Source organism: Caballeronia sp. EK (genome assembly GCF_014384845.1).
Lineage (GTDB): Bacteria > Pseudomonadota > Gammaproteobacteria > Burkholderiales > Burkholderiaceae > Caballeronia > Caballeronia jiangsuensis.
This window is the reverse complement of record NZ_JACSUE010000009.1, coordinates 1-26,989: the sequence shown is the minus strand read 5'-3', so window position 1 is coordinate 26,989 and position 26,989 is coordinate 1. Positions and strand designations below refer to the sequence as shown.

Annotated in this window: 30 protein-coding genes; 7 read left to right on the top strand and 23 right to left on the bottom strand. The window is 62.6% G+C overall.

Features of this window, described 5'->3' with window-relative positions:
* Position 1: 1 nt before the first annotated feature.
* The 5 genes from IAG25_RS26035 to IAG25_RS26015 are packed head-to-tail and all read right to left on the bottom strand — an operon-like array spanning position 2 to position 4,053.
* A complete protein-coding gene (locus tag IAG25_RS26035) occupies positions 2 to 592 on the bottom strand; it encodes an SCO family protein (protein WP_187607413.1) in 591 nt (196 codons plus the stop codon).
* Positions 589 to 1,494: a heme o synthase gene (gene cyoE / locus IAG25_RS26030; RefSeq protein ID WP_187607412.1), complete on the bottom strand. Its 906-nt coding sequence runs from the start codon at positions 1,492 to 1,494 to the stop codon at positions 589 to 591. The genes IAG25_RS26035 and cyoE overlap by 4 nt, the downstream gene beginning before the upstream one ends.
* A gap of 9 nt (positions 1,495 to 1,503) precedes the next feature.
* Complete coding sequence (locus tag IAG25_RS26025) at positions 1,504 to 2,613, bottom strand: COX15/CtaA family protein (RefSeq protein WP_187607411.1); 1,110 nt, start codon at positions 2,611 to 2,613, stop codon at positions 1,504 to 1,506.
* Positions 2,614 to 2,630: 17 nt separating this feature from the next.
* A complete protein-coding gene (locus IAG25_RS26020; protein WP_187607410.1) occupies positions 2,631 to 3,269 on the bottom strand; it encodes an SCO family protein in 639 nt (212 codons plus the stop codon).
* 31 nt (positions 3,270 to 3,300) lie between these two features.
* Positions 3,301 to 4,053 (bottom strand): SURF1 family protein, encoded by a 753-nt coding sequence (locus IAG25_RS26015; protein WP_187607409.1) that lies wholly within the window; start codon positions 4,051 to 4,053, stop codon positions 3,301 to 3,303.
* Between the two features lie 125 nt (positions 4,054 to 4,178).
* Here IAG25_RS26015 and IAG25_RS26010 point away from each other — a divergent pair, with 125 nt between their 5' ends.
* On the top strand, positions 4,179 to 4,388 hold the full coding sequence (locus tag IAG25_RS26010) for a twin transmembrane helix small protein (protein WP_035497548.1): 210 nt from the start codon (positions 4,179 to 4,181) through the stop codon (positions 4,386 to 4,388).
* Positions 4,389 to 4,584: 196 nt separating this feature from the next.
* Here the strand turns inward: IAG25_RS26010 and IAG25_RS26005 are convergent, their stop codons facing one another.
* From IAG25_RS26005 to IAG25_RS25970, 8 genes are all read right to left on the bottom strand, one after another.
* Positions 4,585 to 5,442: a cytochrome c oxidase subunit 3 gene (locus tag IAG25_RS26005; RefSeq protein ID WP_035497547.1), complete on the bottom strand. Its 858-nt coding sequence runs from the start codon at positions 5,440 to 5,442 to the stop codon at positions 4,585 to 4,587.
* Between the two features lie 68 nt (positions 5,443 to 5,510).
* Positions 5,511 to 5,723, bottom strand: coding sequence for a DUF2970 domain-containing protein (locus IAG25_RS26000; RefSeq protein ID WP_035497546.1), 213 nt, complete (start codon positions 5,721 to 5,723; stop codon positions 5,511 to 5,513).
* A complete protein-coding gene (locus IAG25_RS25995) occupies positions 5,720 to 6,292 on the bottom strand; it encodes a cytochrome c oxidase assembly protein (RefSeq protein WP_187607408.1) in 573 nt (190 codons plus the stop codon). Before IAG25_RS25995 ends, IAG25_RS26000 begins: the two co-directional genes overlap by 4 nt.
* Positions 6,293 to 6,301: 9 nt before the next feature.
* A complete protein-coding gene (locus tag IAG25_RS25990) occupies positions 6,302 to 6,442 on the bottom strand; it encodes a cytochrome oxidase small assembly protein (protein WP_035497933.1) in 141 nt (46 codons plus the stop codon).
* A 65-nt stretch (positions 6,443 to 6,507) separates the two neighbouring features.
* On the bottom strand, positions 6,508 to 8,118 hold the full coding sequence (gene ctaD, locus IAG25_RS25985; protein WP_035497932.1) for a cytochrome c oxidase subunit I: 1,611 nt from the start codon (positions 8,116 to 8,118) through the stop codon (positions 6,508 to 6,510).
* A gap of 95 nt (positions 8,119 to 8,213) precedes the next feature.
* Positions 8,214 to 9,827: a cytochrome c oxidase subunit II gene (coxB, locus tag IAG25_RS25980; RefSeq protein WP_187607407.1), complete on the bottom strand. Its 1,614-nt coding sequence runs from the start codon at positions 9,825 to 9,827 to the stop codon at positions 8,214 to 8,216.
* 44 nt (positions 9,828 to 9,871) lie between these two features.
* On the bottom strand, positions 9,872 to 10,345 hold the full coding sequence (locus IAG25_RS25975) for a DUF2244 domain-containing protein (protein ID WP_035497931.1): 474 nt from the start codon (positions 10,343 to 10,345) through the stop codon (positions 9,872 to 9,874).
* Between the two features lie 232 nt (positions 10,346 to 10,577).
* Positions 10,578 to 11,558, bottom strand: coding sequence for a methyltransferase domain-containing protein (locus tag IAG25_RS25970; RefSeq protein WP_187607406.1), 981 nt, complete (start codon positions 11,556 to 11,558; stop codon positions 10,578 to 10,580).
* Positions 11,559 to 11,707: 149 nt separating this feature from the next.
* Between IAG25_RS25970 and IAG25_RS25965 the strand changes: the two genes are divergently transcribed.
* On the top strand, positions 11,708 to 12,493 hold the full coding sequence (locus IAG25_RS25965) for a ComF family protein (protein WP_187607405.1): 786 nt from the start codon (positions 11,708 to 11,710) through the stop codon (positions 12,491 to 12,493).
* 22 nt (positions 12,494 to 12,515) lie between these two features.
* The gene (gene trmL, locus IAG25_RS25960) at positions 12,516 to 12,986 is read left to right on the top strand and encodes a tRNA (uridine(34)/cytosine(34)/5-carboxymethylaminomethyluridine(34)-2'-O)-methyltransferase TrmL (RefSeq protein ID WP_035497540.1); all 471 of its coding nucleotides are present in this window, start codon (positions 12,516 to 12,518) and stop codon (positions 12,984 to 12,986) included.
* On the opposite strand, the gene IAG25_RS25955 is transcribed toward trmL, so the two are convergent.
* From IAG25_RS25955 to IAG25_RS25935, 5 genes are all read right to left on the bottom strand, one after another.
* Entirely contained in the window at positions 12,959 to 13,489 is a 531-nt protein-coding gene (locus IAG25_RS25955; protein ID WP_255503935.1) for an O-acetyl-ADP-ribose deacetylase, read from the bottom strand. The two genes, trmL and IAG25_RS25955, sit on opposite strands and share 28 nt — an antisense overlap.
* Before the next feature lie 28 nt (positions 13,490 to 13,517).
* Positions 13,518 to 14,516: an NAD(P)H-dependent glycerol-3-phosphate dehydrogenase gene (locus tag IAG25_RS25950; protein ID WP_035497536.1), complete on the bottom strand. Its 999-nt coding sequence runs from the start codon at positions 14,514 to 14,516 to the stop codon at positions 13,518 to 13,520.
* A gap of 28 nt (positions 14,517 to 14,544) precedes the next feature.
* Positions 14,545 to 15,015 carry a protein-export chaperone SecB gene (gene secB, locus IAG25_RS25945; protein WP_035497535.1) on the bottom strand — a complete coding sequence of 157 codons (471 nt, stop codon included), beginning with the start codon at positions 15,013 to 15,015 and terminating at the stop codon, positions 14,545 to 14,547.
* A gap of 67 nt (positions 15,016 to 15,082) precedes the next feature.
* Positions 15,083 to 15,343: a glutaredoxin 3 gene (gene grxC / locus IAG25_RS25940; protein WP_008351780.1), complete on the bottom strand. Its 261-nt coding sequence runs from the start codon at positions 15,341 to 15,343 to the stop codon at positions 15,083 to 15,085.
* Positions 15,340 to 15,765, bottom strand: a complete 426-nt coding sequence (locus IAG25_RS25935; protein ID WP_035497534.1) for a rhodanese-like domain-containing protein — start codon at positions 15,763 to 15,765, stop codon at positions 15,340 to 15,342. The genes grxC and IAG25_RS25935 overlap by 4 nt, the downstream gene beginning before the upstream one ends.
* 182 nt (positions 15,766 to 15,947) lie before the next feature.
* On the opposite strand from IAG25_RS25935, the gene gpmA reads away from it, so the two are divergent.
* The 4 genes from gpmA to IAG25_RS25915 all read left to right on the top strand — a co-directional run bounded on the left by gpmA (position 15,948) and on the right by IAG25_RS25915 (position 20,704).
* Positions 15,948 to 16,694 carry a 2,3-diphosphoglycerate-dependent phosphoglycerate mutase gene (gene gpmA, locus IAG25_RS25930; protein WP_035497532.1) on the top strand — a complete coding sequence of 249 codons (747 nt, stop codon included), beginning with the start codon at positions 15,948 to 15,950 and terminating at the stop codon, positions 16,692 to 16,694.
* A 265-nt stretch (positions 16,695 to 16,959) separates the two neighbouring features.
* Positions 16,960 to 18,543 carry a S41 family peptidase gene (locus IAG25_RS25925; protein WP_035497529.1) on the top strand — a complete coding sequence of 528 codons (1,584 nt, stop codon included), beginning with the start codon at positions 16,960 to 16,962 and terminating at the stop codon, positions 18,541 to 18,543.
* Positions 18,544 to 18,646: 103 nt separating this feature from the next.
* A complete protein-coding gene (locus tag IAG25_RS25920; RefSeq protein WP_187607403.1) occupies positions 18,647 to 19,417 on the top strand; it encodes a HesA/MoeB/ThiF family protein in 771 nt (256 codons plus the stop codon).
* Positions 19,418 to 19,486: 69 nt separating this feature from the next.
* Positions 19,487 to 20,704, top strand: coding sequence for an autotransporter strand-loop-strand O-heptosyltransferase (locus tag IAG25_RS25915; protein WP_187607402.1), 1,218 nt, complete (start codon positions 19,487 to 19,489; stop codon positions 20,702 to 20,704).
* Positions 20,705 to 21,371: 667 nt separating this feature from the next.
* Here the strand turns inward: IAG25_RS25915 and ptsP are convergent.
* From ptsP to gshA, 5 genes are all read right to left on the bottom strand, one after another.
* Positions 21,372 to 23,132 (bottom strand): phosphoenolpyruvate--protein phosphotransferase, encoded by a 1,761-nt coding sequence (gene ptsP, locus IAG25_RS25910; RefSeq protein WP_187607401.1) that lies wholly within the window; start codon positions 23,130 to 23,132, stop codon positions 21,372 to 21,374.
* A 222-nt stretch (positions 23,133 to 23,354) separates the two neighbouring features.
* Positions 23,355 to 23,624 (bottom strand): HPr family phosphocarrier protein, encoded by a 270-nt coding sequence (locus tag IAG25_RS25905; RefSeq protein WP_187607400.1) that lies wholly within the window; start codon positions 23,622 to 23,624, stop codon positions 23,355 to 23,357.
* Positions 23,625 to 23,660: 36 nt separating this feature from the next.
* Positions 23,661 to 24,149 (bottom strand): PTS sugar transporter subunit IIA, encoded by a 489-nt coding sequence (locus tag IAG25_RS25900; protein WP_035497527.1) that lies wholly within the window; start codon positions 24,147 to 24,149, stop codon positions 23,661 to 23,663.
* Positions 24,150 to 24,430: 281 nt separating this feature from the next.
* The gene (gene gshB / locus IAG25_RS25895; protein ID WP_187607399.1) at positions 24,431 to 25,387 is read right to left on the bottom strand and encodes a glutathione synthase; all 957 of its coding nucleotides are present in this window, start codon (positions 25,385 to 25,387) and stop codon (positions 24,431 to 24,433) included.
* Between the two features lie 52 nt (positions 25,388 to 25,439).
* Positions 25,440 to 26,729: a glutamate--cysteine ligase gene (gene gshA, locus IAG25_RS25890; protein ID WP_187607398.1), complete on the bottom strand. Its 1,290-nt coding sequence runs from the start codon at positions 26,727 to 26,729 to the stop codon at positions 25,440 to 25,442.
* Positions 26,730 to 26,989: the final 260 nt, after the last annotated feature.

Sequence of the window (26,989 nt, the reverse complement as noted above, 5' to 3'; positions counted from 1 at the left end):
ATCAGTCGACCAACAGCTTCAGGTCGTGAACCCACGGCTCGACACCTTGCCCGTCGCGCGCGAAGAGACGGAGCTTGCCATCCTTGTCGAACACGTAGCTCGCGGCGGTGTGATCCATCGTGTAATCGTCGGGGGTCTTGCCCTGCGACTTCGCGTAGTACACGCGGAAGTCCTTCGCGATCTGTGCGAGTTGCGCATCGTTCGCCGGACGCAAACCGACATACGACGAGTTGAACGCCGCCACATACTGGCCGAGCAGATCGGGCGTGTCGCGCGCCGGATCGACGGTGACCATCAGCACCTGCACGTCCTTCGATTTGTCGCCGAGTTGCTGCATCGCTTGGGAAAGTTCGGCGAGCGTCGTCGGGCATACGTCCGGGCAATGCGTATAGCCGAAGAACAATACGACAGCCTTGCCCTTGAAGTCGGCGAGCGTGCGCGTCTTGCCGTGCGTGTCGGGCAAGGAGAAATCGCTGCCGAATTGCTTGTTGCCGGTGATATCGAGGTTCTTGAAATCGGGCGCTTTCTCGCACGCCGAAAGCAGCGCCGCGAAAAAGACCAGCGCGAATAGACGACGAAGAACGACCATCATGCGCCGATCACCGTGCGCACGTAATGATCGACGAGCAACGCGCCGAACAGCAGCGACAGATACACGATCGAGTAACGGAAGGTCTTGCGCGCGAGCATGTCCGAATAGCCGCGATACATCTTCCACGCATAGCCGATGAAACCCGCGCCGAGCGCAATCGCACACACCAGATAAACGACGCCGCTCATGCCGGAGATATAGGGCATCAGCGTGACCGCGAACAGCACGAGCGTGTAAAGGAAAATGTTGAGCAGCGTGTATTTTTCGCCGTGCGTGATCGGGAGCATCGGCAGGCCGGCGTTCTCGTAGTCCTTGCGGCGATACAGCGCGAGCGCCCAGAAATGCGGCGGCGTCCACACGAAGATGATCAGCACGAGAATCCACGCGTCGCCGGGCACCGTGCCCGTCACTGCGGCCCAGCCGAGCGCGGGCGGCATTGCGCCGGACGCGCCGCCGATCACGATGTTCTGCGGCGTATAAGGCTTGAGCAACAGCGTGTAGATGACCGCGTAACCGACGAACGTGGCAATGGTGAGCCACATCGTGAGCGGATTGGTGAATCTGTAGAGCGTCCACATGCCGATGCCGCCGAGCACCGCAGAGAAGATCAGAATCTGCGTCGACGTGATCTGTCCGCGTGCCGAGGGACGCCATGCGGTGCGGCGCATCTTCGCATCGACTTTTTGCTCGACGAGACAGTTGATTGCAAATGCCGCGCCGGCCAGCAACCAGATACCGACGGCGCCGCCGATCAGCTTGTCCCACGGCACCATGCCGGGCGTGGACAGGAACATGCCGATGACGGCGCAAAACACGGCGAGTTGCGTGACGCGCGGCTTTGTCAGCGCGAGATATTGCGAAGCGCGGCTGCCGAGTGGGGAATGTAGTGTCGTGCTATCCATGATGTGGAGTCACGCTGAAACGACGTCGCGCGCGGGAACTGCGGCGCGGCCGGGACGGCTGGAAGAGATTCGAAAGTTTAGCATAACGAGTAGCAGCAACAGGATGGCGGCCCCGCCGTTGTGCGCCACCGCGACCGGCAACGGCCATTGCAGCACGATGTTCGACATGCCCGTGAGGAACTGGACTACGATCAGCAACAATACGCCGTTTGCGGGTTTTCGCAGAGATTCGAAACGTCGCAGTCTCGAAGCTAGCCAGAGCAGATACAGCACGACGACCACCGCGAACGTGCGATGCGTCCAGTGAATCGCGACGAGCGCGTCCTGCGAGATCACGTCGCCGTCGCCGGTCATGCCGAGGGCGCGCCACAGGTGAAAGCCGTGCTCGAAGTTCATCGGCGGGACCCATTGGCCGTTGCACAGCGGGAAGTCCGTGCACGCCAGCACCGCATAGTTCGTGCTGACCCAGCCGCCGAGCGCGATCTGCACGACGAGCAGCAGCAACCCGAACCCCGCGGCGGGCATCCAGCGCGCGGCGGCCGAATCGAGCGACGGAATCGGCGTCATGCGTGCCGCGAGCCAGCCGAGCACGCCGAGCAACGCGAGGCCGAGCAGCAAGTGCGTCGTGACGATCACCGGTTGCAGCTTGAGCGTGACGGTCCACGCGCCGAACGCGCCTTGCAGCAGGATGAGAAGCAGAATGCCGGTGGGCCACCACGGCGACACATGCAGCGGACGCTTCTTGATGCGCGCAGTCCAAGCGATGATCACCTGAGCGATGATCAGCACGCCGATCGCCATCGCGAAGTAACGATGCAGCATCTCGATCCACGCCTTCACCATGCTGACGGGGCCGGTCGGCATCGCCTGATACGCGGCCGAAATCTGCGCATGCGCAATGAACGGCGACGACGTACCGTAGCAGCCGGGCCAGTCGGGGCAGCCGAGGCCGGAATCGGTCAGGCGCGTGAAGCCGCCGAACATGATGAGATCGAGCGTCAGGAACGTCGTCAGCCAGACGAGCTTCCTGAACTTGTTGTCATCGGCCTTCACCCAGACAAACGAAAGCGGCAGCAGCGCGATGCACAAACCGATCAGAGCGAGTTGCAATACGAACATGTGTTTCTACCTGACCTTCAACCGATACGCGACCACTTCAGAAGCTTCGCCACATCCGCGTTGATCTTCTTCGGATCGGGATTCTTCGGGAAGCGCATCATCAGATTGCCATTCGGATCGACGAGAAAGATGTGATCCGTGAGTTTCGTGCCGTCGTCGACGGGCAGCCACGCGGCGATCGACTTTTCGTTGGCGACCAGCATGCGCGTGTCCGGCTGCGGATACGCGGTCTTGATGACGTCGGAGACCGGTTTGTCATCGGTGCGCAGCCAGACGTTCACGACGCGCTCGCGCTCGCCCGATTGCAGCGCGCGCACCTGACGCATGAAATAGAGGCGCGTCGCGCATTGCTCGTCGCAATCGCTGCCGTTGACCGTGATCATCAGCCATTTGCCTTCGAGCGACTTGAACGGCACGCTCTGCCCTTTCTCGTCGGTGACGACGAGTTGCGCCGGTATCGGCCGCTGCGGGTCGATCAGCGCGCCGTAGCTCGACGTGCCGCCCGCCGGCTTGAACACGTAGTACATCAGGTACGACGCGATCACCGGCGCGGCGCACACCAGCGCGAGCAGCAGGAGCATCCAGCGGCCGCTGATCCAGGAGCCTTTCTTCGCGGTTCGTTGCGGCGCGGCGGCGGGGTGACGTTGTGATTGCATCGGTGAAAGTGTGTCTCTGTTCGGTCGGTTGTCAGGCGTGGTGCTCGGCTTCGTCGTCGCGCTCGTCGGGCTCATCGGATTGGTCGCCTTTCCTCGCGGCGCGGCGCGCGGCATACAGCCCGAACGCGATGGCCGCGGCCGCCATGCCCCACCATTGCAACATGTAGCCGTAATTGCGTTCGACGCCGAGCGTCGGCGCGGGCCAGTCGCGCACGAGCTTGTCGCCGGCATCGTTCGTCTGCTGTATCACGAACGGCTGGAAGGCAAGCCCGGTTTCGGCCGCGTACGACCTGATGTCCAGGTTCTGGCGAATTTCCTTGTGCGCAGCCGATCCGCCGCTGCCCAGTTCGAACGCCTGCGACGCGTTCGCGCGCGCGATGCCCCGCACCTCGACGACGCCCTTCGGCGTTTCATACGACTCGATGCCCGTGCGGTCCGCCATGTTGCGCGGCAGCCATCCGCGATTGACGAGCACATGGCCGCCGCCCTCGAGTTTAAGCGGCATCACGACATAAAAGCCTGGCTGGTCGTTATACGGACGATTGTCCAGATACACGACATGCTCCGGCATGAACTCGCCGCGCGCCTCCACGCGATGAAATTCGATCGACTTGAGCGGCAGCGGCTCGACGCCGACTTCCTGCTCGGGCGCGCTCTCGAACGCGACGATCTGCGCGTTGAGCGCTTCTTTCTGATGCGCGCGGTCGCGCTGCCAGAAGCCGAGGCGCACGGTCACCGCAACGACGATCAGAATCACGAGCGCGGGCCAGAATCGAATCTTCATGCTGCGAGCCTTACCGCCGGAATCCGGTCGGGCGCTGCACGGCGAGATCTGTCGAGTGAGATAATGAGATGATCCAAATTCATACTGCTCGCTGTGGTTCCTGAGCAAAAACGCTAGCCGGTTTCATGCACATCATCGTTGCTATCGCATTCATCCTTATCATCGGCAGCCTGGGTTCGGCGCTCTACTTCATGATGACCGACCGGGGCAAGACGAAGCGGATGGTCTGGTCGCTCGCCGCTCGCGTCGGGCTGTCCATCTCGCTCTTCCTCTTCATCCTGTTCGCGCACTGGATGGGCTGGATTCAATCGTCGGGCATTCCCATCGGACGATAACCCACCGCGCCGGCACTGCCCTACGGGACGGATTGTCGCGCCGCGGCGCCCGATTCGACGCTCCCCGAAACGACAACGCCGCCCCTTGAGACATCGAGGGCGGCGTGTTGATCACTGCTTCTTTGCTCTCGGACCGGCGTCGCCGCCGGCCTTGCATCGCGGACGGCGCATCGCGCGCGCCCGCTTCGATAATCGCTTACAGCCAGTAGACGACGATATACAGCCCCAGCCACACGACGTCGACGAAGTGCCAGTACCATGCGGCGCCCTCGAATGCGAAGTGATGCTCCGCCGTGAAGTGGCCACGGATCAGACGGAACATCACCACGGCCAGCATCGTGCCGCCGAGGAACACGTGGAAACCGTGGAAGCCGGTCAGCAGGAAGAACGTCGAGCCATACACGCCGGAATTGAGCGTCAGGTTCAGTTCGTTGTAGGCGTGGAAATACTCGTAGCCCTGGCAGAACAGGAAGATCAGGCCGAGCAGGACGGTCGCGCCCAGCCAGATGATCGCTTTCTTGCGATGGTCTTCACGCAGCGCGTGGTGAGCCACCGTCAGCGTCGCGCCGGAGGACAGCAGCAGCGCCGTGTTGATGGTCGGCAGGGGCCACGGCACCATCGCGCGGAAATGCGGCACGAGCGCGGCGGGGCCGTTGTTCGGCCATACGGCGGTGAAGTCGGGCCAAATGAGCTTGTAGTCGAGGCTGCCGAGTTGATGCATCGCGATTGCGCGCGCATAGAACAGCGCGCCGAAGAACGCCGCGAAGAACATCACTTCGGAGAAGATGAACCAGCTCATGCTCCAGCGGTACGAAACATCGACACGCTTTCCGTACATGCCGCCTTCGGATTCGGAGATCGCGTCGCCGAACCAGTGCCACAGCACGAACAACACGAACAGCAAGCCGATGAACGTGCCGACCGGCCCGAAGCTATGGCCGTTCACCCACGACGCCAGCGAGGCCAGCATGATCAGCAAGCCGCTTGCAGCCATCACCGGATGCCGCGACGGATGCGGCACGAAATAGTACGGGCTCTCGTTTTGACCGCTCATTATTGATTCTCCACTTCGATCCAGTTGCTTGAATTTTCTTTTGCCGCCGGCTGCCCGGCGTTGTCCGTCTATCCCACTACCGCGCGCACGATCAGCAGCAACACGACGATGAACAGCACCGCTCCGATGACGCCCGCCGCGATCAGATGCAGCGGATTCAACTGCGCGGCATCGCTTTCCAGGTCTGCCCGGCGGCGCACGCCGAAGAACGACCAGAACACCGCCTTCAAGAGCTTGAGGAAACCGGCCTTTTTCGGCGTGTCCGCGCTCATGGCTGTCATGAACCCTTCGTGACCGACTTCGGCGCGTTCAGCTCGAAGAACGTGTACGACAGCGTGATCGTCTTTACATCCTTGGGCAGCTTCGGATCGACGACGAACACGACCGGCATGCGCTTGGTCTCGTTCGGCGCGAGCGTCTGCTGCGTGAAACAGAAGCATTCGATCTTCTTGAAGTACTCGGTGGCCTGCTTCGGCGCGTAGCTCGGGATCGCCTGCGCGTTCACCGTGCGACCCTGCTCGTTGGTCACGTCGTACATCACCGTCATCACTTCGCCGGGGTGAATATCCAGCGAGTTCTGCTCGGGCTTGAACCGCAGCGGGCCGCGCGCGTTCGCATCGAACTCGATCGAGATCGTGCGCGTCATGTCGACCTGCGTATTCTTCGCCTCGCGCGCGCCCACATCCTTCTGCACGAGGTTGTTGATGCCCGTGATCTGGCAGATCGCGCGATACATCGGCACGAGCGCGAAGCCGAAGCCAAACATCAGCGCCGCCACGACGAAGAGCTTCACCAGCATCGACCGGTTGAAGGACCGATCGACATGCGAATTTTCCTGCTGAGTGGACACGTTGCTTTCCTACCCTCGCGACAACAGGTATTGCCTGACGACGATACCCAGAAAGAAGACGGCGGCAATCAACATCATGATGATTCCGAGCCGCTTGTTGCCCGCGCGAATTTCCTCGGGCGTGCGTCTTTTTTGTGGATTCGGGGACATGCTTTCCTGATTTTTCATTCGCGGGGCACGCTCGACGCGGCCCCGCGAACCAGACAACAAACTATTTATTCGACCGTCGGCGGATGCTCGAACGTATGGAACGGCGCCGGGCTCGGCACGGTCCATTCGAGGCCTTCCGCGCCATCCCACGGCTTGTCGCTCGCCTTCTCGAGTTCACCGCCGCCACGATACGTGGGCAGCGCGACCGCGAACAGGAAGTACACCTGCGCGAGGCCGAAGCCGAATGCGCCGATCGTCGCGACCTGGTTGAAGTCCGTGAACTGCGCCGGGTAATCCGCATAGCGGCGCGGCATGCCCGCGAGACCCAGGAAGTGCATCGGGAAGAACGTGATGTTGAAGAAGATCATCGACGCCCAGAAGTGGATCTTCCCGCGCATTTCGTTGTACATCCAGCCGGTCCACTTCGGCGCCCAGTAGTACCAGCCCGAGAACAGCGCGAAGAGCGAACCCGCCACCAGCACATAGTGGAAGTGCGCCACCACGTAGTAAGTGCCGTGCATCTGGATATCGAGCGGCGCCATCGACAGGATCAGGCCCGTGAAGCCGCCCATCGTGAACACGAACAGGAAGCCGATCGCGAAGAGCATCGGCGTTTCGAAGGAGAGCGCGCCGCGCCACATCGTCGCCACCCAGTTGAACACCTTCACGCCCGTCGGGACCGCGATCAGCATCGTCGCGTACATGAAGAACAACTGGCCCGTCACCGGCATGCCGGTCGCGAACATGTGGTGCGCCCACACCATGAACGACAGGATCGCGATCGATGCCGTTGCGTACACCATCGAGCTATAGCCAAACAGCGGCTTGCGCGAGAACGCCGGGATCACCTGCGACACGATCCCGAACGCCGGCAAGATCATGATGTACACCTCGGGGTGACCGAAGAACCAGAAGATGTGCTGGTACATGACCGGATCGCCGCCGCCCGCCGCGTTGAAGAACGACGTGCCGAAGTGACGATCGAACAGCACCATCGTGATCGCGCCAGCCAGAACCGGCATCACGGCGATCAGCAGGTACGCGGTGATGAGCCACGTCCACGCGAACATCGGCATCTTCATGAGCGTCATGCCGGGCGCGCGCATGTTCAAAATCGTCACGACGATGTTGATGCCGCCCATGATCGACGATGCACCCATGATGTGGACCGCGAAAATCGCGAAGTCCATGCCCGGCCCCATCTGCGTGGAAAGCGGCGCGTACAGCGTCCAGCCCGCGGCGGTTGCGCCGCCCGGCACGAAGAACGAGCCGACGAGCAGCACCGCAGCCGCCGGCAGCAGCCAGAAGCTGAAGTTGTTCATCCGCGCGAACGCCATGTCCGATGCGCCGATCTGCAGCGGCACCATCCAGTTCGCGAAACCGACGAACGCCGGCATGATCGCGCCGAACACCATGATGAGGCCGTGCATGGTGGTCAGCTGATTGAAGAACTCGGGACGCATGATCTGCAGGCCCGGCTCGAACAACTCGGCACGGATGCCGAGCGCCATCACGCCCCCCGAAAGGAACATGATGAAGGAGAACAACAGGTACAGCGTACCGATGTCCTTGTGGTTGGTAGCGAAGAGCCACCGGCGCCAGCCATGCGGCGTCTCGTGCGCATGGTCGTGCGCGTGGTCGTGACCTGCGCCTACATCGTGTCCGATGCTAGACATGACAATCATCTCCTAAAGCGAATACTCGGGGCACTTGGCAATGACGCGTGGCTTTCCGTTGCGGTTCGGCGAAGGAAAGCTACACGCTCGGCACGTCAAGCAGCCGGACTGATTTCCACGCGGCGGGCTTCCTTGTTATCGGCGCCGCCGGTGATGGTTTCCGGTTTCTTCAACACGATACGGTCTTCCGACACGCCCGCGGCCTTCAGCGCGTCACGCACGGCTTGCGCGCGGCGCTTGGCGAGATCGGCGTTCAGATCGGCGTTGCCGGTCGCATCCGTGAAGCCGGACAGCGCGATCTTCGCGTCAGGATGCGCCTTTGCGTAGGCCGCTGCAGCGTCCACTGCGCTTTTCGCATCGGCGGGCAGCGCGTCCTTGCCCGTCTCGAAGTAAATGCTCGCGGGCAGGCCGGCGGCTTGCGTAGCTTCCGCGCCCGATGCCGCCGGCGCGCTCGCCTCGGCTGCCGCGGGCGCAGCGCTCGCCGCTTCAGGCGCCGATGCCGCCGCCGCGTTGCCGCCGCCTTGCGGCATCTTGCCCGCCTTGGCGTCGATCACCTGCTTCGGCTGGAGAAGGTCGCCGGTGTGGTTGCCCCAGCTGTTGCGCTCGAACGTGACGACCGATGCGATCTCGACATCGTTCAGCACGCCTTGCCACGGCGGCATCGCGCCCTTGCCGTGCAGCACGATATTCAGATGGTCGGCGATCGAGCCATTCGCGATCTTCGAGCCGTCGAGCGCCGGGAACTGGCCCGCGCCCTTGCCGGTAGGCTGGTGGCAGACCGCGCAGTTCGACGTGTAGACCTGCTGGCCGCGCGCCATAAGTTCATCTTTAGTGTAGGTCTTGAGGGGATCGTCGGCGCCTGCCGCCATCTTCTTCTTTTGCGCATCGACCCACTTCGCGTAGTCGTCAGCCGACAGCACTTCGACCACCACCGGCATGTACGCGTGCTCCTTGCCGCACAGTTCCGTACAGAAGCCGCGGTAGGTGCCCACCTTCTCGGCCTTGAACCAGGTGTCGCGCACGAAGCCCGGAATCGCATCCTGCTTCACGCCGAACGCCGGGACATACCACGAGTGCACGACGTCGTTCGCCGTGGTGATGATGCGGATCTTCTTGTCGACCGGCACCACGAGCGGGTTGTCGACTTCCTGCAGATACAGCGTCGAAATGGGCTTCTGGCCGTTCGTCTCGCTGCGCGGCGTGGAGAGCGTCGAGAGGAAATTGATGCCCTCGCCCGGCCCCTTCACATAGTCGTAGCCCCACTTCCACTGGTAGCCGGTGACCTTCACCGTGAGATCGGCGTTGGAGGTGTCCTTCATCGCGACGACGGCCTTCGTTGCCGGCAGCGCCATCAGAATGACGATGACGAACGGCACGATCGTCCAGATGATTTCGACGGTGGTGCTTTCGTGGAAATTGGCCGGTTTGAACCCCTTCGACTTGCGATGGACGATCAGCGAATAGAACATCACCCCGAACACGCCAAGGAAAATGACGGTACAGATGATGAGCATGAAGATATGGAGGCCGTAGAGCTCCTCGGCGATCTTCGTCACAGGCTGCTGGAAGTTGATCTCGTTGACAGCAGGACCGCCTGGACTGTTTTCGACCGCCAGGGCCGCGCCGGCGGTGAGCAGTGCGCCTGCCGCCAGCACGCCCGAGAGGGCTCGCTTGATTGTTTTCATAGCATCCTTACCCAAATTTTCCATTCAAACCCTCGACCCCCGTGACATCGCGCGCCTGCCGGCTCCTCTCAAAGGCGTCTCAGCGACGCCTGCAACTCGGCAGCAAATTGTTTGCGACGATGCTGTGCAAGGTGTTGTCCGATTTTCACCGATTGACCGCGCGATACGATCGTGAGCGGCTCCCTCGGTGTCGCGCCCGTTTCCACCCGCACCCAGCGCGGGTTGAACTCGAACTGCGTCAGCTCTTCGGCGTTCATCTGTTCGATCAACAACCGGTTTTGATACAACCGGATTCGTTCGTAGTCGACCGCATGGCGCGCGTAAATCAGGAACGCGATGCCCACGACCGTCAACTCGACTCCGGTGAACGGCAGCACCAGCCAGGCGCCATTCAGGAACAGCGGCGTTGCGATTGCAAGCGAAAACAGCGCAAGCGACAAATAGAAGCCCACGAACTGGCGCGGCGACACCGAGCAGTTTCGCTTCATCAGCCAGTCTTTGATGACCGGCTCGGACTCCGTCAGCGTCTGGCTGGCTTGCATCGCTGCCTCCATCAATCCGCACGCAATCGCATACTTTCGCTCGGATTTCGCCCAAATTTGTGACAGACCAGGCGACAAACTGACGCATTATAGGCGTCTTAAGTGGCATCCACAAGCAAGGGTCGTAACCTCGCAAAGCCAAGCGCCACAAGCTTCTGCGCCTTTTTGACGCACCTTTTTGCGCGCTTTTTTTGCGCAAATTTCAGACATAACAACCGCGCTCTTTACCGATTCAGCCTTTCGGTTTCGAGCCTCGTCCAATATCTTCCAGACGCACGATGCCGTGCCCTTCCGCCGTCGTGCGCGGCACTGCTTTCCATGCGTGACCGTAGATCACTTCGAATGTGAGCGGGATCGTGCCGTCGTCGTGGCGAAGCGCTTCGAGCGCCTGATGCACCGCGCCGCGCACGACCTTCGCATCCGCGCGGCCTGCGCCGGACGCACGATCGAACGGATAAGCGCCCCAGCGCGTCACGTCGGCGAAGAGCGATTCGGGCGACTTGTACGTGATGGTCAGCACTTCCTGATCCATCACCGGAATTTCGAAGCCGCTTTCCACGAGCATGTCGCCGAGATCGTGCATGTCGACGAAATCGATCGTGTGCGGTTCAGGTTCGAGCCCGAGCGTGCGTTCGGCTTCGCGATATGCGGCTCTGAGCTCGCGCAGCGTGTCCGGGCCGAAGGTGCTGAACATCAGCAGGCCATTCACCTTGAGCACGCGCTGCCATTCAGGGAAAACGAGGTCCGGACGCGGATGCCAGTGCAATGCGAGGTTCGACCACAGCAACTCGAATGCGCCCGGAGCGAACGGCAACTCGGAAAAATCAGCCTGCGCGAGTTGCGGTCCACGTGCACCGAACGCCTTCGCGAGCGTCGATGGGAGAAAGCGGCGCCAGCCCGCGCCGTTGTCGAGGTCCGCGGCTTCGGCGACGCGGGCGCGCGCGAGCATCGCGGACGAAATATCGACGCCGGTCACCGACGCCTCTGCAAAACGTTCCCGCAGACCGCCCAGGTCCGCTCCGACGCCGCACGCCGCATCGAGGACGCGCATCGGCGCGACCTTGATGTATTCGAGCCGCTCGCGCATGCGCTCCGCGATCTCGCGCGGCAGGAACGCGACCTCGTCGAAGGTGGCGGCGCGACCATCGAAGATCGCGCGCAAACGACGCGGATCATAGGCCGAACGGCTGGTTTCAGGGGATGTCGGGGACATGTCGATCTTTTCGCGGAGAGTGCGAAGTATACTCGGTCGTCTCGAAAACAACCCATGCGAAGTGCTGATACGAGGCATAAACGCTTCCTGAAGCGCAAAGAATGCGCGTGTTTAGCGCTTCGAGCCGTGATTTTTCCGATCTCGCCGTCATGAAAGCCGACAGCATCCGCCTTCCATCCCAGACGCCCACAGCAGCGCGCCTTCGCGGATTCGCGTCTGCCGCGCTTCGGCTCGCCGCCCGCGCGTTGCCGAGCCAATGCGCGTTATGCGGCAATTTGTCGCAAAGACTGCTGTGCGACGGTTGCGATGCGCAGTACTGGAACGAACCGCGTCTGCGCTGCGCGACCTGCGCGTTGCCGCTGGCGGCGTCGGCCATCCGGCGTGAACGCGAGAACGCGCGCCTGCATTGCGCCGCATGCCTCGAATCGCCGCCCGCGTTCAACGACACGCTCGCGCTGGCCGACTATCGCGCGCCGCTCGATACAGTCGCCGTCGAACTGAAGTTTCGTGCGCGGCTTGCGGCGGGCGAAGCATTTGCGCGGAATCTGTACGCGGTTTTCGAGGACAGCGATCTGCCCAGGCCGGACCTGATCGTGCCGGTGCCGTTGTCGCATACGCGGCTCGTCGCGCGCGGTTATAACCAGGCGTGGGCCATCGCGCGTCCGCTTGCGCGCATGATCGGCGTGCGAGCCGATGCGTCGATCGTCACGCGGGTTCGGCATACGTCGGCACAATCGCGGCTGGATCAGGAAACGCGCCGCCGCAACGTCGCGAGCGCGTTCGCCGTTTCGGGCGATGTGCGCGGCAGGCATGTCGGCGTCGTCGATGACGTGATGACTTCCGGCGCAACGCTCGACGCCCTCGCCCGCACGCTCAAGCTTGCCGGCGCGCGACGCGTCAGCAATTTCGTGGCGCTCCGTACGCCAAAAGATTAACTACCTTCATCCATAGCAATCCATGTTCAACGTCGTACTCGTCGAACCCGAAATTCCGCCGAACACCGGCAACGTGATCCGCCTGTGCGCGAACACGGGCGCACGCCTGCATCTGATCGAGCCGCTCGGCTTCCCGCTCGACGATGCGAAGATGCGCCGCGCCGGCCTCGACTATCACGAGTACGCCGAAATGAACGTCCATGCGAACTGGGATGCTTTCATCGCCAGGGAAGCACCGGATCTCACGCGCATGTTCGCTTTCACGACGCGCGGTTCGACGCCGTTCTTCGATCACGCGTTCAAAACGGGCGACTGGTTCGTGTTCGGCGCAGAGACGCGCGGCCTCGCGCCCGCATTGCTGGAGCGCTTCCCGACCGAACAGCGCGTGCGCCTGCCGATGCGGCCCGGCAATCGCAGCCTGAATCTGTCGAATACGGTGGCGATCGTGACGTTCGAAGCGTGGCGTCAGGCGGGTTTCGAAGGCGGCGCCTGAGCGGCCAGCTCGGCTCGATAGAGCGCGAGCATGTCGTCCTGAAAACACGCGAAGATGACGTGCTGCACGGTCGGCGTGGAAGGCAAGGTCTCGATGACCGTGCGCACCGCGATCTGCGCGGCCTGCTCCGGCGGGAAGTGATAGATGCCGCAACTGATCGCAGGAAACGCGATCGACGTGCAGCCGGCTTCCTGAGCGAGTTCGAGCGAGCGGCGATAGCAGCTCGCGAGCAATTCCGGCTCTTTCTTGTGGCCGCCGCTCCAGCGCGGACCGACCGCGTGAATCACGTGCTTCGCGGGGAGATCGTGGCCGCCGGTGATTTTCGCGTCGCCGGTTTCGCAGCCGCCGAGCGTCTCGCACTCACGCAGCAACCCTTTCCCCGCCTTTCGATGGATCGCGCCGTCGACGCCTCCGCCACCCAGCAACGACTTGTTCGCCGCGTTGACGATGGCGTCCACTTTCAGCGTGGTGATGTCGACGACCTGTGCTTCCAGCCTGACCAACGCAACCTCCTCGCGGATGAACGCGGCGCTACTCGGCCTTCGCGTCCCGGCTGAGCAATGCCTGCACCGCATCGCGCGGCGCCACGTTATCGAAGAGCACGCGGCATACCGCCTGCGTGATCGGCATGTCGATGCCACGCGATTGCGCGAGCCCGAGCACGGCGCGCGCGCATCGCACGCCTTCCGCGACGTGGCCGAGCGCCGCGAGGATTTCATCGAGCGTGCGTCCGCTCGCGAGTTGCTTGCCGACCGTCCGATTGCGCGACAGATCGCCCGTGGCGGTGAGAATGAGATCGCCCAGCCCGGTCAGACCGTTGAACGTCTCCGCGCGGCCGCCGAGCGCGACGCCCAGACGCGACATCTCCGCGAGCCCGCGCGTGATGAGCGCCGCGCGCGCATTCAGGCCGAGGCCGAGGCCATCTGAAATGCCCGTCGCGATCGCGAGCACATTCTTCACGGCGCCGCCCACTTCGACGCCGATCACGTCGTCGCCGGTATAGATGCGCATCGCGCCGTGATGGAACGCCGCGACCGTGCGCGCGCCGAGTTGCTCCGACGCGCTCGCGACCGTCAGCGCGACCGGCAGGCCCTGCCCCACTTCGCGCGCGAAGCTCGGGCCGGACAGCGTGCCGTTGCTGCGGTGCCCGGGCAGTTCGGCGGCGACGACTTCGTTGGGCAGACACTGCGTATCCGCCTCGAAGCCTTTGCACAGCCAGACGATATGCGCCGGCACGACGCCCGCCTGCCGCATCGCGCGGCACAGCGCGCGCAAGCCGGCGACGGGCGTCGCGACGACACACAGCGCGTCGTCCGCCGACGCATGTGCGAGCGCCGCGTTGAAGTCCGCCTCGAAATCGAGCGCGTGCGGCAACGCCACGCCTTCGAGATAGCGCGTGTTTTCGTGTGTGCGGGAGAGTGATTCGATGAGCGCGGCGTCGCGCGCCCAGAGCTTCGTGTCGTGCCGGGTTGCGAGGTGGCCCGCAAGAGCGGTGCCCCACGCGCCGGCGCCGAGAACGGCTACTTTCATGCTCGGCTCCGGTTCGGCAGCGTTGGCGTCAATGCGTCGCGCCGTTCGCCGCGCCTTCCTGCGCGCTCGCGAGCTGGGCGATACGTTGCTCGTACAGCGCCTGGAAGTTGATTTCCGCGAGGTGGATCGGCGGGAAACCGGCGCGCGTGATCGCATCGGCGATGTTCGAGCGCAGGTACGGGAACAGGATGGTCGGGCATGCGATGCCGACGAGCGGATCGATCTGATCGGCCGGAATGTTGCGGATATCGAAGATGCCTGCCTGCTTCGCCTCGATCAGGAACGCGACCTTGCCCGCGACCTTCGCCGTCACGGTGCCCGTAACCAGCACTTCGAAGACGCTTTCGGCGAGGCGGTCTGCCTTGACGTCGACTTCGACTTCGACCGACGGCATTTCCTGCTCGAGGAAAATAGCCGGCGAATTCGGCTGCTCGAGCGACATGTCCTTCAGATAGATGCGCTGGATGTTGAAAAACGGCTGATTGTTCTCGTCGGACATAGTGATTTCCTAGGTAAATCGGTATGCGGCGCGCGTTTTCACGTAGAAGCGCGCCGCGAGTGTGTCTTCACGCGGATTCGAGCAGTGGCACGAGACCGCCTTTGCGGTCGAGCGCGGACAGATCGTCGTAGCCGCCGACATGCGTTTCGCCGATATAAACCTGCGGCACGGTGCGCCGGCCCGTGCGCGTCATCATTTCCTCGCGCCGGCCCGGTTCACGGTCGATCAGGATCTTCTCGATTGTTTCGACCCCGCGGGACTTTAAAAGACGTTCGGCCATCTGGCAATACGGGCACACGACCGTGCTGTACATCACCACTTTCTTCACTTGACTGCTCCTTGTTTCACCACCGGCATGCCGGCCTTTTGCCAGGCGTCGACTCCGCCTTGCAAAACGTGGACCTCGGCGTAACCCGCCTCGGACACGGCGCGGCTCGCGCGCTGCGATTCCTGACCGGTTTGGCAAACGAGCACGACCGGATTGCTCTTATTCTTTGCGATCTGGCCGATTTTTGCTTGAAGCTCCGTCAATTCGACGTTTCGTGCCTGCGGCAGATGTCCCTTGGCGAATTCGGCCGCGGGCCGCAGATCGACGATCACGGCGTTGCGCCGGTTGATGAGCGTGGTGGCTTCGGCGGGGGAAATGCCGCCGCGCCCGCGCCGCATGATGGCGGGCCAGAGAAGCAGCGCGCCGGAAACGAGCGCGACGACGATGAGTGCGATATTCGTGTAATTGGTGAAAAACTTCACGTCAGGGCCGCCGAAATTTAGTAGGAAAGGAAGAAAGGGAAATAGGCGCAATCGGAGCATTATAAAATAACCGTTTCCCGCGATGGCCTCCGCCGTCCGGCCGATGGCGACACCCCGTCCGTGCGTGCAGGATGACGGGGTGCGATCGGCGCACCCGCTTTTTCAACTGACCGACCGAAATCATGTACAAGCTAGTGCTCATCCGCCACGGCGAATCGACGTGGAACAAGGAAAACCGCTTCACGGGCTGGGTCGACGTCGACCTGACCGAGCAGGGCAACCGGGAAGCGCGCCAGGCCGGCGTGCTGTTGAAGGAAGCTGGCTATACGTTCGATATCGCCTACACGTCGGTGCTCAAGCGCGCGATCCGCACGCTGTGGCACGTGCAGGACGAGATGGACCAGATGTATATCCCGGTGGTGCATTCGTGGCGTCTGAACGAGCGGCACTATGGCGCGCTCGCGGGCCTCAACAAGGCCGAAACGGCGAAGAAGTACGGCGATGATCAGGTGCTCGTATGGCGCCGCAGCTACGACACGCCGCCGCCCGCGCTCGAACCGGGCGACGAGCGCGCGTCGTTCAACGATCCGCGCTACGCCAAGGTGCCGCGCGAGCAGTTGCCGCTCACCGAGTGCCTGAAAGACACCGTCGCGCGCGTGCTGCCGGTCTGGAACGAGTCGATCGCGCCGGCCATCAAGTCAGGCAAGCAGGTCGTGATCTCGGCGCACGGCAACTCGATCCGCGCGCTGGTCAAGTATCTGGACAATATCTCCGATGACGACATCGTCGGGCTGAACATCCCGAACGGCGTGCCGCTCGTCTATGAACTCGACGAAAACCTGAAGCCCATCAAGCATTACTATCTGGGCGATCCGGAAGCCATCGCGGCCGCGCAGGCCGCTGTCGCCAAGCAGGGCAAGGCGGGCTGACGTCGTATCGCGGGCCGCAGTGTCCTGATCCCGCGATGCAATCCGCGCGTCGAGCGTGCTGTAAAAAGCGCCCTCGACGCATATGACGCGCGGCTGACGGCCTGCCGGCGGCATCGACAAATTCGCGTTGAAACGTGCGCAACCCTACGCTGCGAGGCGTCGAAGCCTCGGGCATTTAAGTTGCGTTTAAGTCGTTAATTGAGACGACCGGGTATACTGGCCCGTCACCTACGATGCTGCTCATTCGAGTCCGACCGCACTCTCTATGCGAATGAACCTGAAAAATTTCGGCCTGATCGCCGCAGGCATTGCTGCCGGCGCACTCGCGACGCTGCAGATTTCCGCATCCGCACAGCAATCCGCCTCCTCGCCGCTGCCGCTCGAACAATTGCGGCTTTTCGCCGAAGTTTTCGGGCAAATCAAGCACGAATACGTCGAACCCGTCGACGATAAAAAGCTCCTCACCGCTGCCATCAAGGGCATGGTGTCGAGTCTCGACCCGCACTCGTCCTATCTCGACAAGACCGATTACGAAGAACTGCAGGAGCAGACCAAGGGTCGCTTCGCGGGTCTCGGCATCGAGATCTCTTCGGAAGACGGGCTCATCAAGGTGATCTCGCCGATCGAGGACACGCCCGCGTTCCGCGCCGGCATTCGTCCGGGCGACCTCATCACGCGCATCAACGACAAGCCGGTGCGCGGCATGACGCTGGATAAAGCCGTGAAGCAGATGCGCGGCGAACCGGGCACGAAGGTCACGCTCACGATCTTCCGCAAGAGCGACGACCGCACCTTCCCGCTCACCGTGACGCGCGCCGTGATCCGAGTGCAGTCGGTGAAGATGAAAGTGCCGGAGCCGGGTTACGGCTATATCCGCATCACGAGCTTCCAGGAGCGCACGGTGCCTGATCTCGCGGCGAAGCTGCAGGATCTCGCGCGTCAGCAGCCGAATCTGAAGGGCCTGGTGCTCGATCTGCGGAACAACGGCGGCGGCCTCCTGCAAAGCGCGGTCGGCGTTGCGGGCGCATTCCTGCCGGACAATGCGGTCGTTGTGTCGACCAATGGACAAATCGCGGACGCGAAGCAGACCTTCCGCGACACCTACGACAACTACCGTCTACCTTCTTTCGATTCCGATCCGCTGAAGAGCGTGCCGGAAATCTTCAAGAAGGTTCCGATGGTCGTGCTGACCAACGCGTACTCGGCGTCGGCTTCGGAGATCGTCGCGGGCGCGCTGCAGGATCATCACCGCGCGCTGATCGTGGGCAAGACGACGTTCGGCAAGGGTTCCGTGCAGACGGTTCGCCCGATGACCGCCGACTCCGCGCTGCGCCTGACGACCGCCTACTACTACACGCCGAGCGGCAAGTCGATCCAGAACCAGGGCGTGCGCCCGGACGTTCCGGTCGATCAGTACGCGGACGGCGATCCGGATGACGCGCTCGTCACGCGCGAAGTCGATTACTCGAACCACCTCGCCAACACGCAGGATCCGAACGAGAAGAAGGAGCAGGAACAGCGCGAGGCGGATCGCCTGGAGCAACTGCGCATTCTCGAAGAGCAGAACGACAAGAAGACGCCCGAGCAGCGCCGCAAGGATCGCGAGCGCAAGCCGGTCGAGTTCGGCAGTTCGGACGACTTCATGCTCCAGCAGGGGCTGAACAAGCTCGAAGGCAAGCAGGTCGTGGAGTCGAAGTCGTACAGCGAACGCAAGCTCGCGCAGAACAAGCCGCCGCGTTCGGCTTCCGCGCCTGTCGTGGCGCCTCCGGCGCTGCCGGCCACGCCGGGCTCCGCGCCGGCGTCGGGCGCGCAACCGGCTTCGTCGCCGACCGCGCAGCAATCGAAGTAATTTTCCTGTAGTCCTGCAAAAGGCTTCGCAGCATGATGTTGCGAAGCCTTTTCTCTTTTGCGCGCTTAGAATGCTTCGTTCGAGCAAGCCGATTCTTTCCGCAATGAACGACGATCAACTCCTTCGCTACTCCCGCCATATCCTCGTCGATGAAATCGGTATCGAGGCGCAGGAGCGTTTTCTCGACGCGCACGCGGTCATCATCGGCGCTGGCGGCCTGGGCGCGCCCGCGGCGATGTATCTCGCGGCTGCGGGTGTCGGAAAGATCACGCTGGTCGATGCCGATACCGTCGATCTCACGAATCTGCAGCGGCAGATCGTGCACATGACGCGATCGGTCGGAACGCTCAAGGTGGAGTCGGCGCGCGAGACGCTGAATGCGCTGAATCCCGGCGTCGAAGTCATCACGGTCGCCGCGCGCGCGGATGCCGCATGGCTCGACGCCAACGTGCCCGGCACGTCGGTCGTGCTCGATTGCAGCGACAACTTCGCGACGCGCCACGCGATCAACGCGGCCTGCGTCGCGCATCGCGTGCCGCTTGTGTCGGGCGCGGCGTTGCGATTCGACGGGCAAATCAGCACCTTCGACTTCCGCTCGCCGGATTCGCCGTGCTACGCGTGCGTGTTTCCGCCGGATCAGCCGTTCGAGGAAGTCGCGTGCTCGACGATGGGCGTGTTCGCGCCGACGGTCGGCATCATCGGCGCGATGCAGGCGGCCGAGGCGCTGCGCGTGATCGGCGGCTTCGGCGAGACGCTGGCGGGACGCCTCATGATGCTCGACTCGCTGCGCATGGAATGGAACACGATGAAGATCGCGCGGCAGCCGGATTGCGCAGTCTGCGGAAACACGAAGATGCGGGAAACCGCGCGCTGATTAGGTCGAGTCCTAAGCCGCCTTTTGGACGATCCACTTAAGCTGTCCGATCCGTCACAGGATCGTCACTTGAGCATCGTTACTTTAGCGCCAAGCACGCAGCGCGGACTCACGCACAGCGCGTTCGTCCGGCCATCGCTTCCTCAACTCGCCGGACCGGAAGGCATCCTTTACGATTTCAATTACGGTTGCCGCGTGCAGGTTCCGGTCGACGGATGGCGAGTCCGCATGGTCGATCTGGACACCTTCAGCCAGGTTTTCGACGAGCCCGTCGAAGCGAATTCGATCGTCACGAGCCGGCGCAAGTATTTTGTGCGCTTCGAACTCCAGGTGTTCGACGGCGAACGACTCGTTTTTCACCACGCCTATGACGCACGCGGCCGCCATGTCCTGATCCATCCTTCCGGCACGGCGCTCGGCGACACGCTCGCGTGGATGCCGGCCGTGGAAGCCTTCCGGCTACAGGAGCAGTGCGAAGTTCACGTCGTACTGCCCGCGCATCTGCAAGGGCTATTCGTGAAGGGTTACCCGGCGATCCGTTTCGTGCCGCCTGAATCTGCCGATTCGATCGACGAACCGTTCTACGCCACCTACCATCTCGGTTTTTTCTCGCCGTACACCGATCGCGATCACCAGCCGACCGACCCGCGGATGAGCAGCCTGCAGGACGCGGCCGCTTATCTGCTCGGCGTGCCGTGCGAGGAGCGGCGGCCGAACATCGTCGTTGCGGAGTCGGCGCGGCGCGTGGCCGAGCGCTACGTCTGCATCGCGACGCAATCGACGGCACAGTGCAAGTACTGGAACAACCCGCGTGGCTGGCCGGTGCTGATCGCTCATCTGAAATCGCGGGGATATCGCGTGCTCTGCATCGATCAGCATCGCGAGTTCGGCGGCGATGGCGTCATCAACACGATGCCGGAAGGCTGCGAGGACTTCACGGGGAATCATCCGCTCGAAGAGCGCGCGAGTCTGCTCAAGCACGCGGACTTTTTCGTGGGACTGGGCAGCGGACTGTCGTGGCTTGCGTGGGCAATGGGAACGCCGGTGGTGATGATCAGCGGCTTCAGTCATCCGCATACCGAGTTCCACACGCCGTATCGTGTGATCAACTTTCATGCGTGCAACAGTTGCTTCAACGACACGACCTGCGATTTCGATGACCGGGACTTTCTGTGGTGTCCGCGCCGTCGCGACACACCCGGGCGCTTTCAATGCAGCACGGCGATCTCACCCGAGCAGGTTGTCGCGCAGGTGGAACGGGTGATCGTTGATCACGGGCTGGTTTAGAGCGTGTTTGGTATTTTCGCTAAGGAAAATGCTTGCGCGATGGATCTGGTTTTCGCTGGATCCCGATAGCGTGTCGGTCTATTAGCTCTGCCCCTCCCCGGGGCGGGGGTCACTTTCTTTGCTGCTGCAAAGAAAGTAACCAAAGAAAGCAGCTATCCCCAGCCTAAGCACTTCACACCGGCCGCGGCACAGGCGATTGGCCTAATGACCCGGCAGTAGCGAGTGCCCCCGCAAGCAGATAAGGGCTTGGATCGCGCACGGTCTGACACATCGCGCCACACAAGAAACGGGTTCAGCACCAAATAGCTCCGGCCCGCTTCGCGGCCGACCGGTGAATCGGGTCCGCGTACGCTTCTTCTCGACGGTTTCCCTCGCATACCCAACGGCAGCGCGTAGCGCTGTGCCGAAACTCTTTGGTGCTGAACCAGCGCCCTAAAACAACTAGCTCGTCAGACCGTGCGCGAGCCAAGCCCGGTAAGTCCTTCGAGGGCGACACTTAGGCGAGGGCCGCCGACGGCTGGCAAGCATGGCCAAACTGCGTGTGACCGCGGGCCTGAACGAGCTGCTTTCTTTGGTTACTTTCTTTGCAGCAGCAAAGAAAGTGACCCCCGCCCCGGGGAGGGGCAATGCTAATAAACCGACACGAACACGGGATCCGGCGAAAACGCTAAATCTTCTGCAACGCGGTGAGCGCCGCTTGCAACTCCGCAGGCTCATAAGCCGCCATAACATCCGCGACTGGCTTCTCAAACGCCTTCAGATTCGACCGCAAGATTTCCTGCTTCACGACAAGCAACTGGCTCGGATGCATCGAGAACTCGGTCAGCCCAAGCCCGAGCAGCAAGCGCGTGACGGCGGGATCGCCCGCCATTTCCCCACACACCGACACCGGCACGCCCGCTCGCTTCGCTTCGCGCAACGTGAATGCGATCAGATTCAGCACCGCAGGATGCAGCGGATCGTAGAGATGCGCGACCGAGTTGTCGGCGCGATCGATCGCGAGCGTGTACTGGATCAGGTCGTTCGTGCCAATCGACAGAAAATCGAGCCGGCTCAGAAACAGCCTCACCGCGATGGCCGCAGCGGGAATCTCGATCATCGCGCCGACCTGTACCTGGCGGTCATACGCGACGCCTTCTTCATCGAGCTGACGCTTCGCCTCGCGGATCAGATCGAGCGTCTGGTCGATTTCCTGCGCATGCGCGAGCATCGGAATCAGAATCTTGGTCGGACCGAACGCCGACGCGCGCAGGATCGCCCGCAACTGCGTGATGAACATCTGAGGCTCGGACAAGCTCCAGCGGATCGCGCGCAGGCCGAGCGCCGGGTTCGGCGCGGTCTCGTAACCGTCGCCGCCGCTCATCGAATCGAGCGGCTTGTCCGCGCCGACGTCGATCGTGCGGATCGTCACCGGCTTGCCGTTCATCAGCTCGACCGCGCGCTTGTACGCCTCGAACTGCTCCTCTTCCTCCGGCAACTGATCCTTGTGATTCATGAAGAGGAACTCAGTGCGGAACAGGCCCACGCCCATCGCGCCCGCTTCGACTGCAACCTGCGCGTCTTCCGGCAGTTCGATATTCGCGCACAGCTCGATCTTCGTGCCGCAAAGCGTTTGCGTCGGCGAGAACTTCAGGCGCTGCAGCTTGCGCTGCTCGAGCACCTTCTCGCTTTGCCGGTATGAATACTCTTCGAGGACGATCGGCGCCGGATCGACGATGACAATGCCATGATCGCCATCGACGATGATGAGATCGTTCTGGCGAATCAGCGCGCTCGCCTGCTGCACGCCGACGGACGCGGGAATGCCGAGGCTGCGCGCGACGATCGCCGTGTGCGATGTGCGGCCGCCCAGATCGGTGACGAATCCCTTGAACGCCTGCGTCTTGAACTGGAGCATGTCCGCCGGCGCGATATCGTGCGCAACGACGATCATCTCGTTGTGGCCGTTGCTCGCGGCCGTATGCACGACGAGCGACGCGGCCGTCGGCGCGCCCGCGAGCGCCTTCAGCAGACGTTCGACCACCTGCTCGACGTCCGCCTTGCGCTCGCGCAGGTATTCGTCCTCGATTTCATCGAAATAGCCGCCGAGGATTTCCAGTTGTTCGGTGAGCGCCCACTCGACGTTGTAACGGCGCGTGCGGATGAGATCGATGGTTTCCTGGACGAGCATGGCGTCGTTCAGGATCATCGTGTGAACATTGATGAACGCGCTCATTTCGCTGGGCGCGTCGGCGGAAAGATCTTCGCGCAGTGTTTCGAGCTCGGCGAGCACGCCCGCCTGCGCCGCGTAAAAACGAGCGATTTCAGCGTCGATCTGATCCGGTTCGATCAGATAATGGTCTACGTCGAGCGCTGCGGGCGCGATCAGGTAGGCGCGCCCAATGGCGATGCCGCGCGAGACGGGAATTCCATGCAGCGTGAAGGACACGCGCACCTCCTCTAATTTTGATTGTCGCGGTCTGCCAAGGAGCCCCCTCGGCGGGCGCAAACCGCGCGTCCATTATAAGTTCGATTGACGTGGTAAGTCCCTGAACACACTGCGGCATCAGGGCCGCGACGGTTGCACGGAATTACGCGAACGCGTGACGCGGATACGAAAAAGCCGCGTCGATGCGCGGCTTTTCATTGAATCGATACGGCATACAAGCGCTTACTGGCCTTCCCCGAATTTGTCGGCGATCAGCGAGAGAATCGCCTGCATCGCTTCGGCTTCGTCGGCGCCTTCGGTTTCGATCGTCACCGTGCTGCCGATGCCCGCCGCCAGCATCATCACGCCCATGATGCTCTTCGCGTTGATCCGGCGGCCATTGCGGCTCATCCAGATTTCGCATTGAAAGTTGCCCGCCAGTTGTGTGAGCTTGGCCGAAGCGCGTGCGTGGAGCCCCAGCTTGTTCACAATTGTTGTTTCTTGTTGCAGCATGATGCTCCGAGCGCTAGATGGATGAATTGAGCGGCGTCAGTGGCTCGCGGCCTTCGCGCTGACGAGATCCGCGCTCGCCGAGCAGGCCGGATCGGGCGAGCCGGCTGCTTTCGTGGCGAGGGCGCAGGGATTGAGCGGCGTGGACGAATCCAGTTCCTGGATGCCCTTCGAGCCGCCCTGCAGGATTTTTTCGGTCAGCGTGTCGAGCGGCGTCGCGCGGTAGCAGACAGCGCGCACCAGCATCGGCAGATTGCAGCCGGCGAGCACGCGCACGTCGGTATCGTGCAGGCTCGCCGCGATGTTCGCGGGCGTCGCGCCGAACACATCGGTCAGCACGATGGCGCCGTTGTCTTCCTTCAGACGATCGATTTCGGAGCGCGCGAACGCGCGGACTTCGACCGGATCGCAGTCGGGCGATACATCGATGACGCCGATGCGCGCCGGCAGGCCCCCGTAAATATGAGCCACGCACTCGCGTAGCGCGGTGGCGAAAGGTGCATGCGCGATGATCAGAATGCCAGCCATGTCAGGATATTGCCCCAGCGACAATTTATCGACAAAAGTCAGACGATAACGTCAGATTTCGCTCGAAAACGCGCGAGCGACGCGAAACACAACACGTACGTGGGCGCCGGTCAGGCATAAATCAACAGCGTCCCACTCGATTACCATCCTGCGCCTCGATGCTTAACCACGCTTTAAGACGCGATGGCGCCCCAGACAGCGGGCGCCGGTCAATCAATTGTAACAGTGTCGCCGGGATGAGTTTGACGCGGCGTCCGCGCGCGTTCCGTACGTCGGCGGACTCAGTGGACCGCGCGCTCCAGCGCGTCGATGAACATGCCGGCAACGTCGAAGCCGGTCTGATCCATGATCTCGCGGAAGCACGTCGGGCTCGTGACGTTGACTTCGGTGAGGTAGTCGCCGATCGCATCCAGCCCGGCCAGCAGCAAGCCGCGCGCTTGCAGCACCGGCCCGAGCGTTTCGGCGATTTCACGATCGCGCGCCGACAGCGGCTGCGCACGGCCGAGACCGCCCGCCGCGAGATTGCCGCGCACTTCGCTGCCCTGCGGAATGCGCGCGAGCGAGTACGGTACAGGCTGGCCGCCGATCACGAGAATGCGCTTGTCGCCGTCCGTGATTTCGGGGATGAACCGCTGCGCCATCACCGTGCGCGCGCCGTCCTCCGACAACATCTCGACGATCGAACCGAGATTCATGCCGTCCGACTTCACGCGGAACACGCCCATGCCGCCCATGCCGTCGAGCGGCTTGAGGATCACGTCGCCATGCTCGGCGTGAAATGCGCGCAGACGCGCCGCATCGCGCGTGACGAGCGTCGGCGTAACGAACTGCGGCCACTCCGCGATCGCGAGCTTCTCCGAGTGATCGCGAATAGCCTGCGGCTTGTTGAAAACGCGCGCGCCGTTGCGCTCGGCGATCTCCAGCATCCAGGTAGCGTTGACGTATTCGAGGTCGAACGGCGGGTCCTTGCGCATCAGCACGGCATCGAAATGCGTGAGCGGCAGATGCTCCGCCTGCTCGGCCGCGTACCACGGCCAGCGGTCGCTGTTCGCCTCGTCGCCGACGATCGCGATGCGCCGCACGCTCGCCTCGACCCTGACGCCCGTCCACGCGAGATGCTGCGGCTCGCACGCGTAGAGCACGTGGCCGCGCCGCGCGGCTTCGGCCATCATCGCGTAGGTCGTGTCCTTGTAGATCTTGAAACGATCGAGCGGGTCGGCGATAAAGAGGATGTTCATGAGAATTCGCTAGTTCGGTGCGCGGCCTGCGAGCTTACCGCAAGCCGTCACATCACACCTGAATGGCTTCCGGATCGGTCTTCTCGAGTTCGAGCGATGCCGCCAGCAGCCCGAGCCGCGCGACGACGCCGTACATGTAGAAGCGATTCGGTGGCGCGGCGCCGGGTTTGGCGTGCGTGTCGGGCAGCGCCGAGTGCTCGAAGCCGAGCGGCACGAAGTGCATGCCCGGCGCGTTGAGGTTCTGATCGCGTTCGCGCGAGTCGTGTACGCGATAGAAACCGCCGACCACATACCGGTCGATCATGTACACCACCGGCTCGGCGACCGCATTCTCCACGCGCTCGAACGTATGCACGCCTTCCTGCACGATCACGTCGTGGACTTGCAGCCCTTCCTTCGCGTCGTTCATCTTCGTGCGCTCGCGCTTGGTCAGTGCGGCAACCTCGCTCGCGTCGTGAACGGTCATCACGCCCTTTCCGTACGTGCCGGCGTCCGCCTTGATCACGACATAAGGACGCTCGCTGATACCGTACTCACGATACTTCTTCGCGATCTTCTTGAGCACGCCGTCGATGGCTTCGGCGAGCGCTTCCTCGCCGGTGCGCGCTTCGTAATCGACGCCTTCCACGTGCGCGAAATACGGGTTCACCATCCACGGATCGATCTCGACGAGCTTCGAAAACTTCTTCGCGACGTCGTCATAGCAGGAGAAGTGCGTCGATTTGCGGCGCACGGCCCAGCCTGCGTGCAGCGGCGGCAGCAGATATTGCTCGTGCAGATTCTCCAGCACATGCGGAATGCCGGCGGAGAGATCGTTGTTGAGCAGGATCGAGCAGGGATCGAAGTTCTTCAGGCCCAGACGCCGCGGCGTGCGCTCGAGCGGCTCCAGCACGATTTTCTGACCATCCGCGAGCGCGATGGTCACCGGACCGTGGATGTTCTCGTCGAGCGTCCCGAAGCGGATATTGAGTCCGGCCTGCCGCATGATCAGCGCAAGGCGCGCGACGTTCTCGAGATAGAACGCGTTGCGCGTATGGCGCTCGGGGATGACGAGCAGATTCTTCGCGTCGGGGCAGATCTTTTCGATGGATGCCATCGCCGCCTGCACCGCGAGCGGCAGCACTTCCTGCGGCAGATTGTTGAATCCGCCGGGAAAGAGATTGGTGTCGACGGGCGCGAGCTTGAACCCCGCGTTGCGCAGATCGACCGAGCAGTAAAACGGCGGCGTGTGCTCTTGCCATTCGAGCCGGAACCACCGCTCGATAGCAGGCATGGCCTCGAGAATTTTCCGCTCGAGGTCGAGCAGCGGGCCACTTAACGCCGTAACTAGGTGCGGAACCATTGATTACTCGCGGACGGAAGACGAAAGATTGTAGAGCAATTGCTTTGCCTAATTGGGTATGAACCGCCAATTGACAAGGTTTCCCGGCAATTGCCGCCCGCGCGTGCCTTGACGAAAACCCGACGAAAAACGGTCAGGATCGGGATAGGGGCAGGCCTCGCGGCCCGACCCCTCCCACACCACCGTGCGTACGGGTCCGTACACGGCGGTTCGGATCGGTTGATCGGCTAGGGACGCAGTGATGGAAGACCGAGGGATCG

What these genes read in the sequence shown, in the direction of transcription:
- IAG25_RS26025 (WP_187607411.1), bottom strand. Translation starts at nt 2,613, where the DNA reads ATGTTCGTATTGCAACTCGCTCTGATCGGTTTGTGCATCGCGCTGCTG.
- coxB (WP_187607407.1), bottom strand. Translation starts at nt 9,827, where the DNA reads ATGGAAAATTTGGGTAAGGATGCTATGAAAACAATCAAGCGAGCCCTC.
- secB (WP_035497535.1), bottom strand. Translation starts at nt 15,015, where the DNA reads ATGTCCGACGAGAACAATCAGCCGTTTTTCAACATCCAGCGCATCTAT.
- IAG25_RS25950 (WP_035497536.1), bottom strand. Translation starts at nt 14,516, where the DNA reads ATGAAAGTAGCCGTTCTCGGCGCCGGCGCGTGGGGCACCGCTCTTGCG.
- IAG25_RS25905 (WP_187607400.1), bottom strand. Translation starts at nt 23,624, where the DNA reads ATGCTGCAACAAGAAACAACAATTGTGAACAAGCTGGGGCTCCACGCA.
- gshB (WP_187607399.1), bottom strand. Translation starts at nt 25,387, where the DNA reads ATGAACATCCTCTTTATCGCCGACCCGCTCGATCGTTTCAAGATCTAC.
- IAG25_RS26035 (WP_187607413.1), bottom strand. Translation starts at nt 592, where the DNA reads ATGATGGTCGTTCTTCGTCGTCTATTCGCGCTGGTCTTTTTCGCGGCG.
- IAG25_RS25990 (WP_035497933.1), bottom strand. Translation starts at nt 6,442, where the DNA reads ATGTCCCCGAATCCACAAAAAAGACGCACGCCCGAGGAAATTCGCGCG.
- IAG25_RS26000 (WP_035497546.1), bottom strand. Translation starts at nt 5,723, where the DNA reads ATGACAGCCATGAGCGCGGACACGCCGAAAAAGGCCGGTTTCCTCAAG.
- gpmA (WP_035497532.1), top strand. Translation starts at nt 15,948, where the DNA reads ATGTACAAGCTAGTGCTCATCCGCCACGGCGAATCGACGTGGAACAAG.
- IAG25_RS26005 (WP_035497547.1), bottom strand. Translation starts at nt 5,442, where the DNA reads ATGAGCGGTCAAAACGAGAGCCCGTACTATTTCGTGCCGCATCCGTCG.
- IAG25_RS25970 (WP_187607406.1), bottom strand. Translation starts at nt 11,558, where the DNA reads ATGTCCCCGACATCCCCTGAAACCAGCCGTTCGGCCTATGATCCGCGT.
- gshA (WP_187607398.1), bottom strand. Translation starts at nt 26,729, where the DNA reads ATGGTTCCGCACCTAGTTACGGCGTTAAGTGGCCCGCTGCTCGACCTC.
- IAG25_RS26020 (WP_187607410.1), bottom strand. Translation starts at nt 3,269, where the DNA reads ATGCAATCACAACGTCACCCCGCCGCCGCGCCGCAACGAACCGCGAAG.
- IAG25_RS25925 (WP_035497529.1), top strand. Translation starts at nt 16,960, where the DNA reads ATGCGAATGAACCTGAAAAATTTCGGCCTGATCGCCGCAGGCATTGCT.
- ctaD (WP_035497932.1), bottom strand. Translation starts at nt 8,118, where the DNA reads ATGTCTAGCATCGGACACGATGTAGGCGCAGGTCACGACCACGCGCAC.
- cyoE (WP_187607412.1), bottom strand. Translation starts at nt 1,494, where the DNA reads ATGGATAGCACGACACTACATTCCCCACTCGGCAGCCGCGCTTCGCAA.
- trmL (WP_035497540.1), top strand. Translation starts at nt 12,516, where the DNA reads ATGTTCAACGTCGTACTCGTCGAACCCGAAATTCCGCCGAACACCGGC.
- IAG25_RS25965 (WP_187607405.1), top strand. Translation starts at nt 11,708, where the DNA reads ATGAAAGCCGACAGCATCCGCCTTCCATCCCAGACGCCCACAGCAGCG.
- IAG25_RS25920 (WP_187607403.1), top strand. Translation starts at nt 18,647, where the DNA reads ATGAACGACGATCAACTCCTTCGCTACTCCCGCCATATCCTCGTCGAT.
- IAG25_RS25975 (WP_035497931.1), bottom strand. Translation starts at nt 10,345, where the DNA reads ATGCAAGCCAGCCAGACGCTGACGGAGTCCGAGCCGGTCATCAAAGAC.
- IAG25_RS26015 (WP_187607409.1), bottom strand. Translation starts at nt 4,053, where the DNA reads ATGAAGATTCGATTCTGGCCCGCGCTCGTGATTCTGATCGTCGTTGCG.
- IAG25_RS26010 (WP_035497548.1), top strand. Translation starts at nt 4,179, where the DNA reads ATGCACATCATCGTTGCTATCGCATTCATCCTTATCATCGGCAGCCTG.
- IAG25_RS25900 (WP_035497527.1), bottom strand. Translation starts at nt 24,149, where the DNA reads ATGGCTGGCATTCTGATCATCGCGCATGCACCTTTCGCCACCGCGCTA.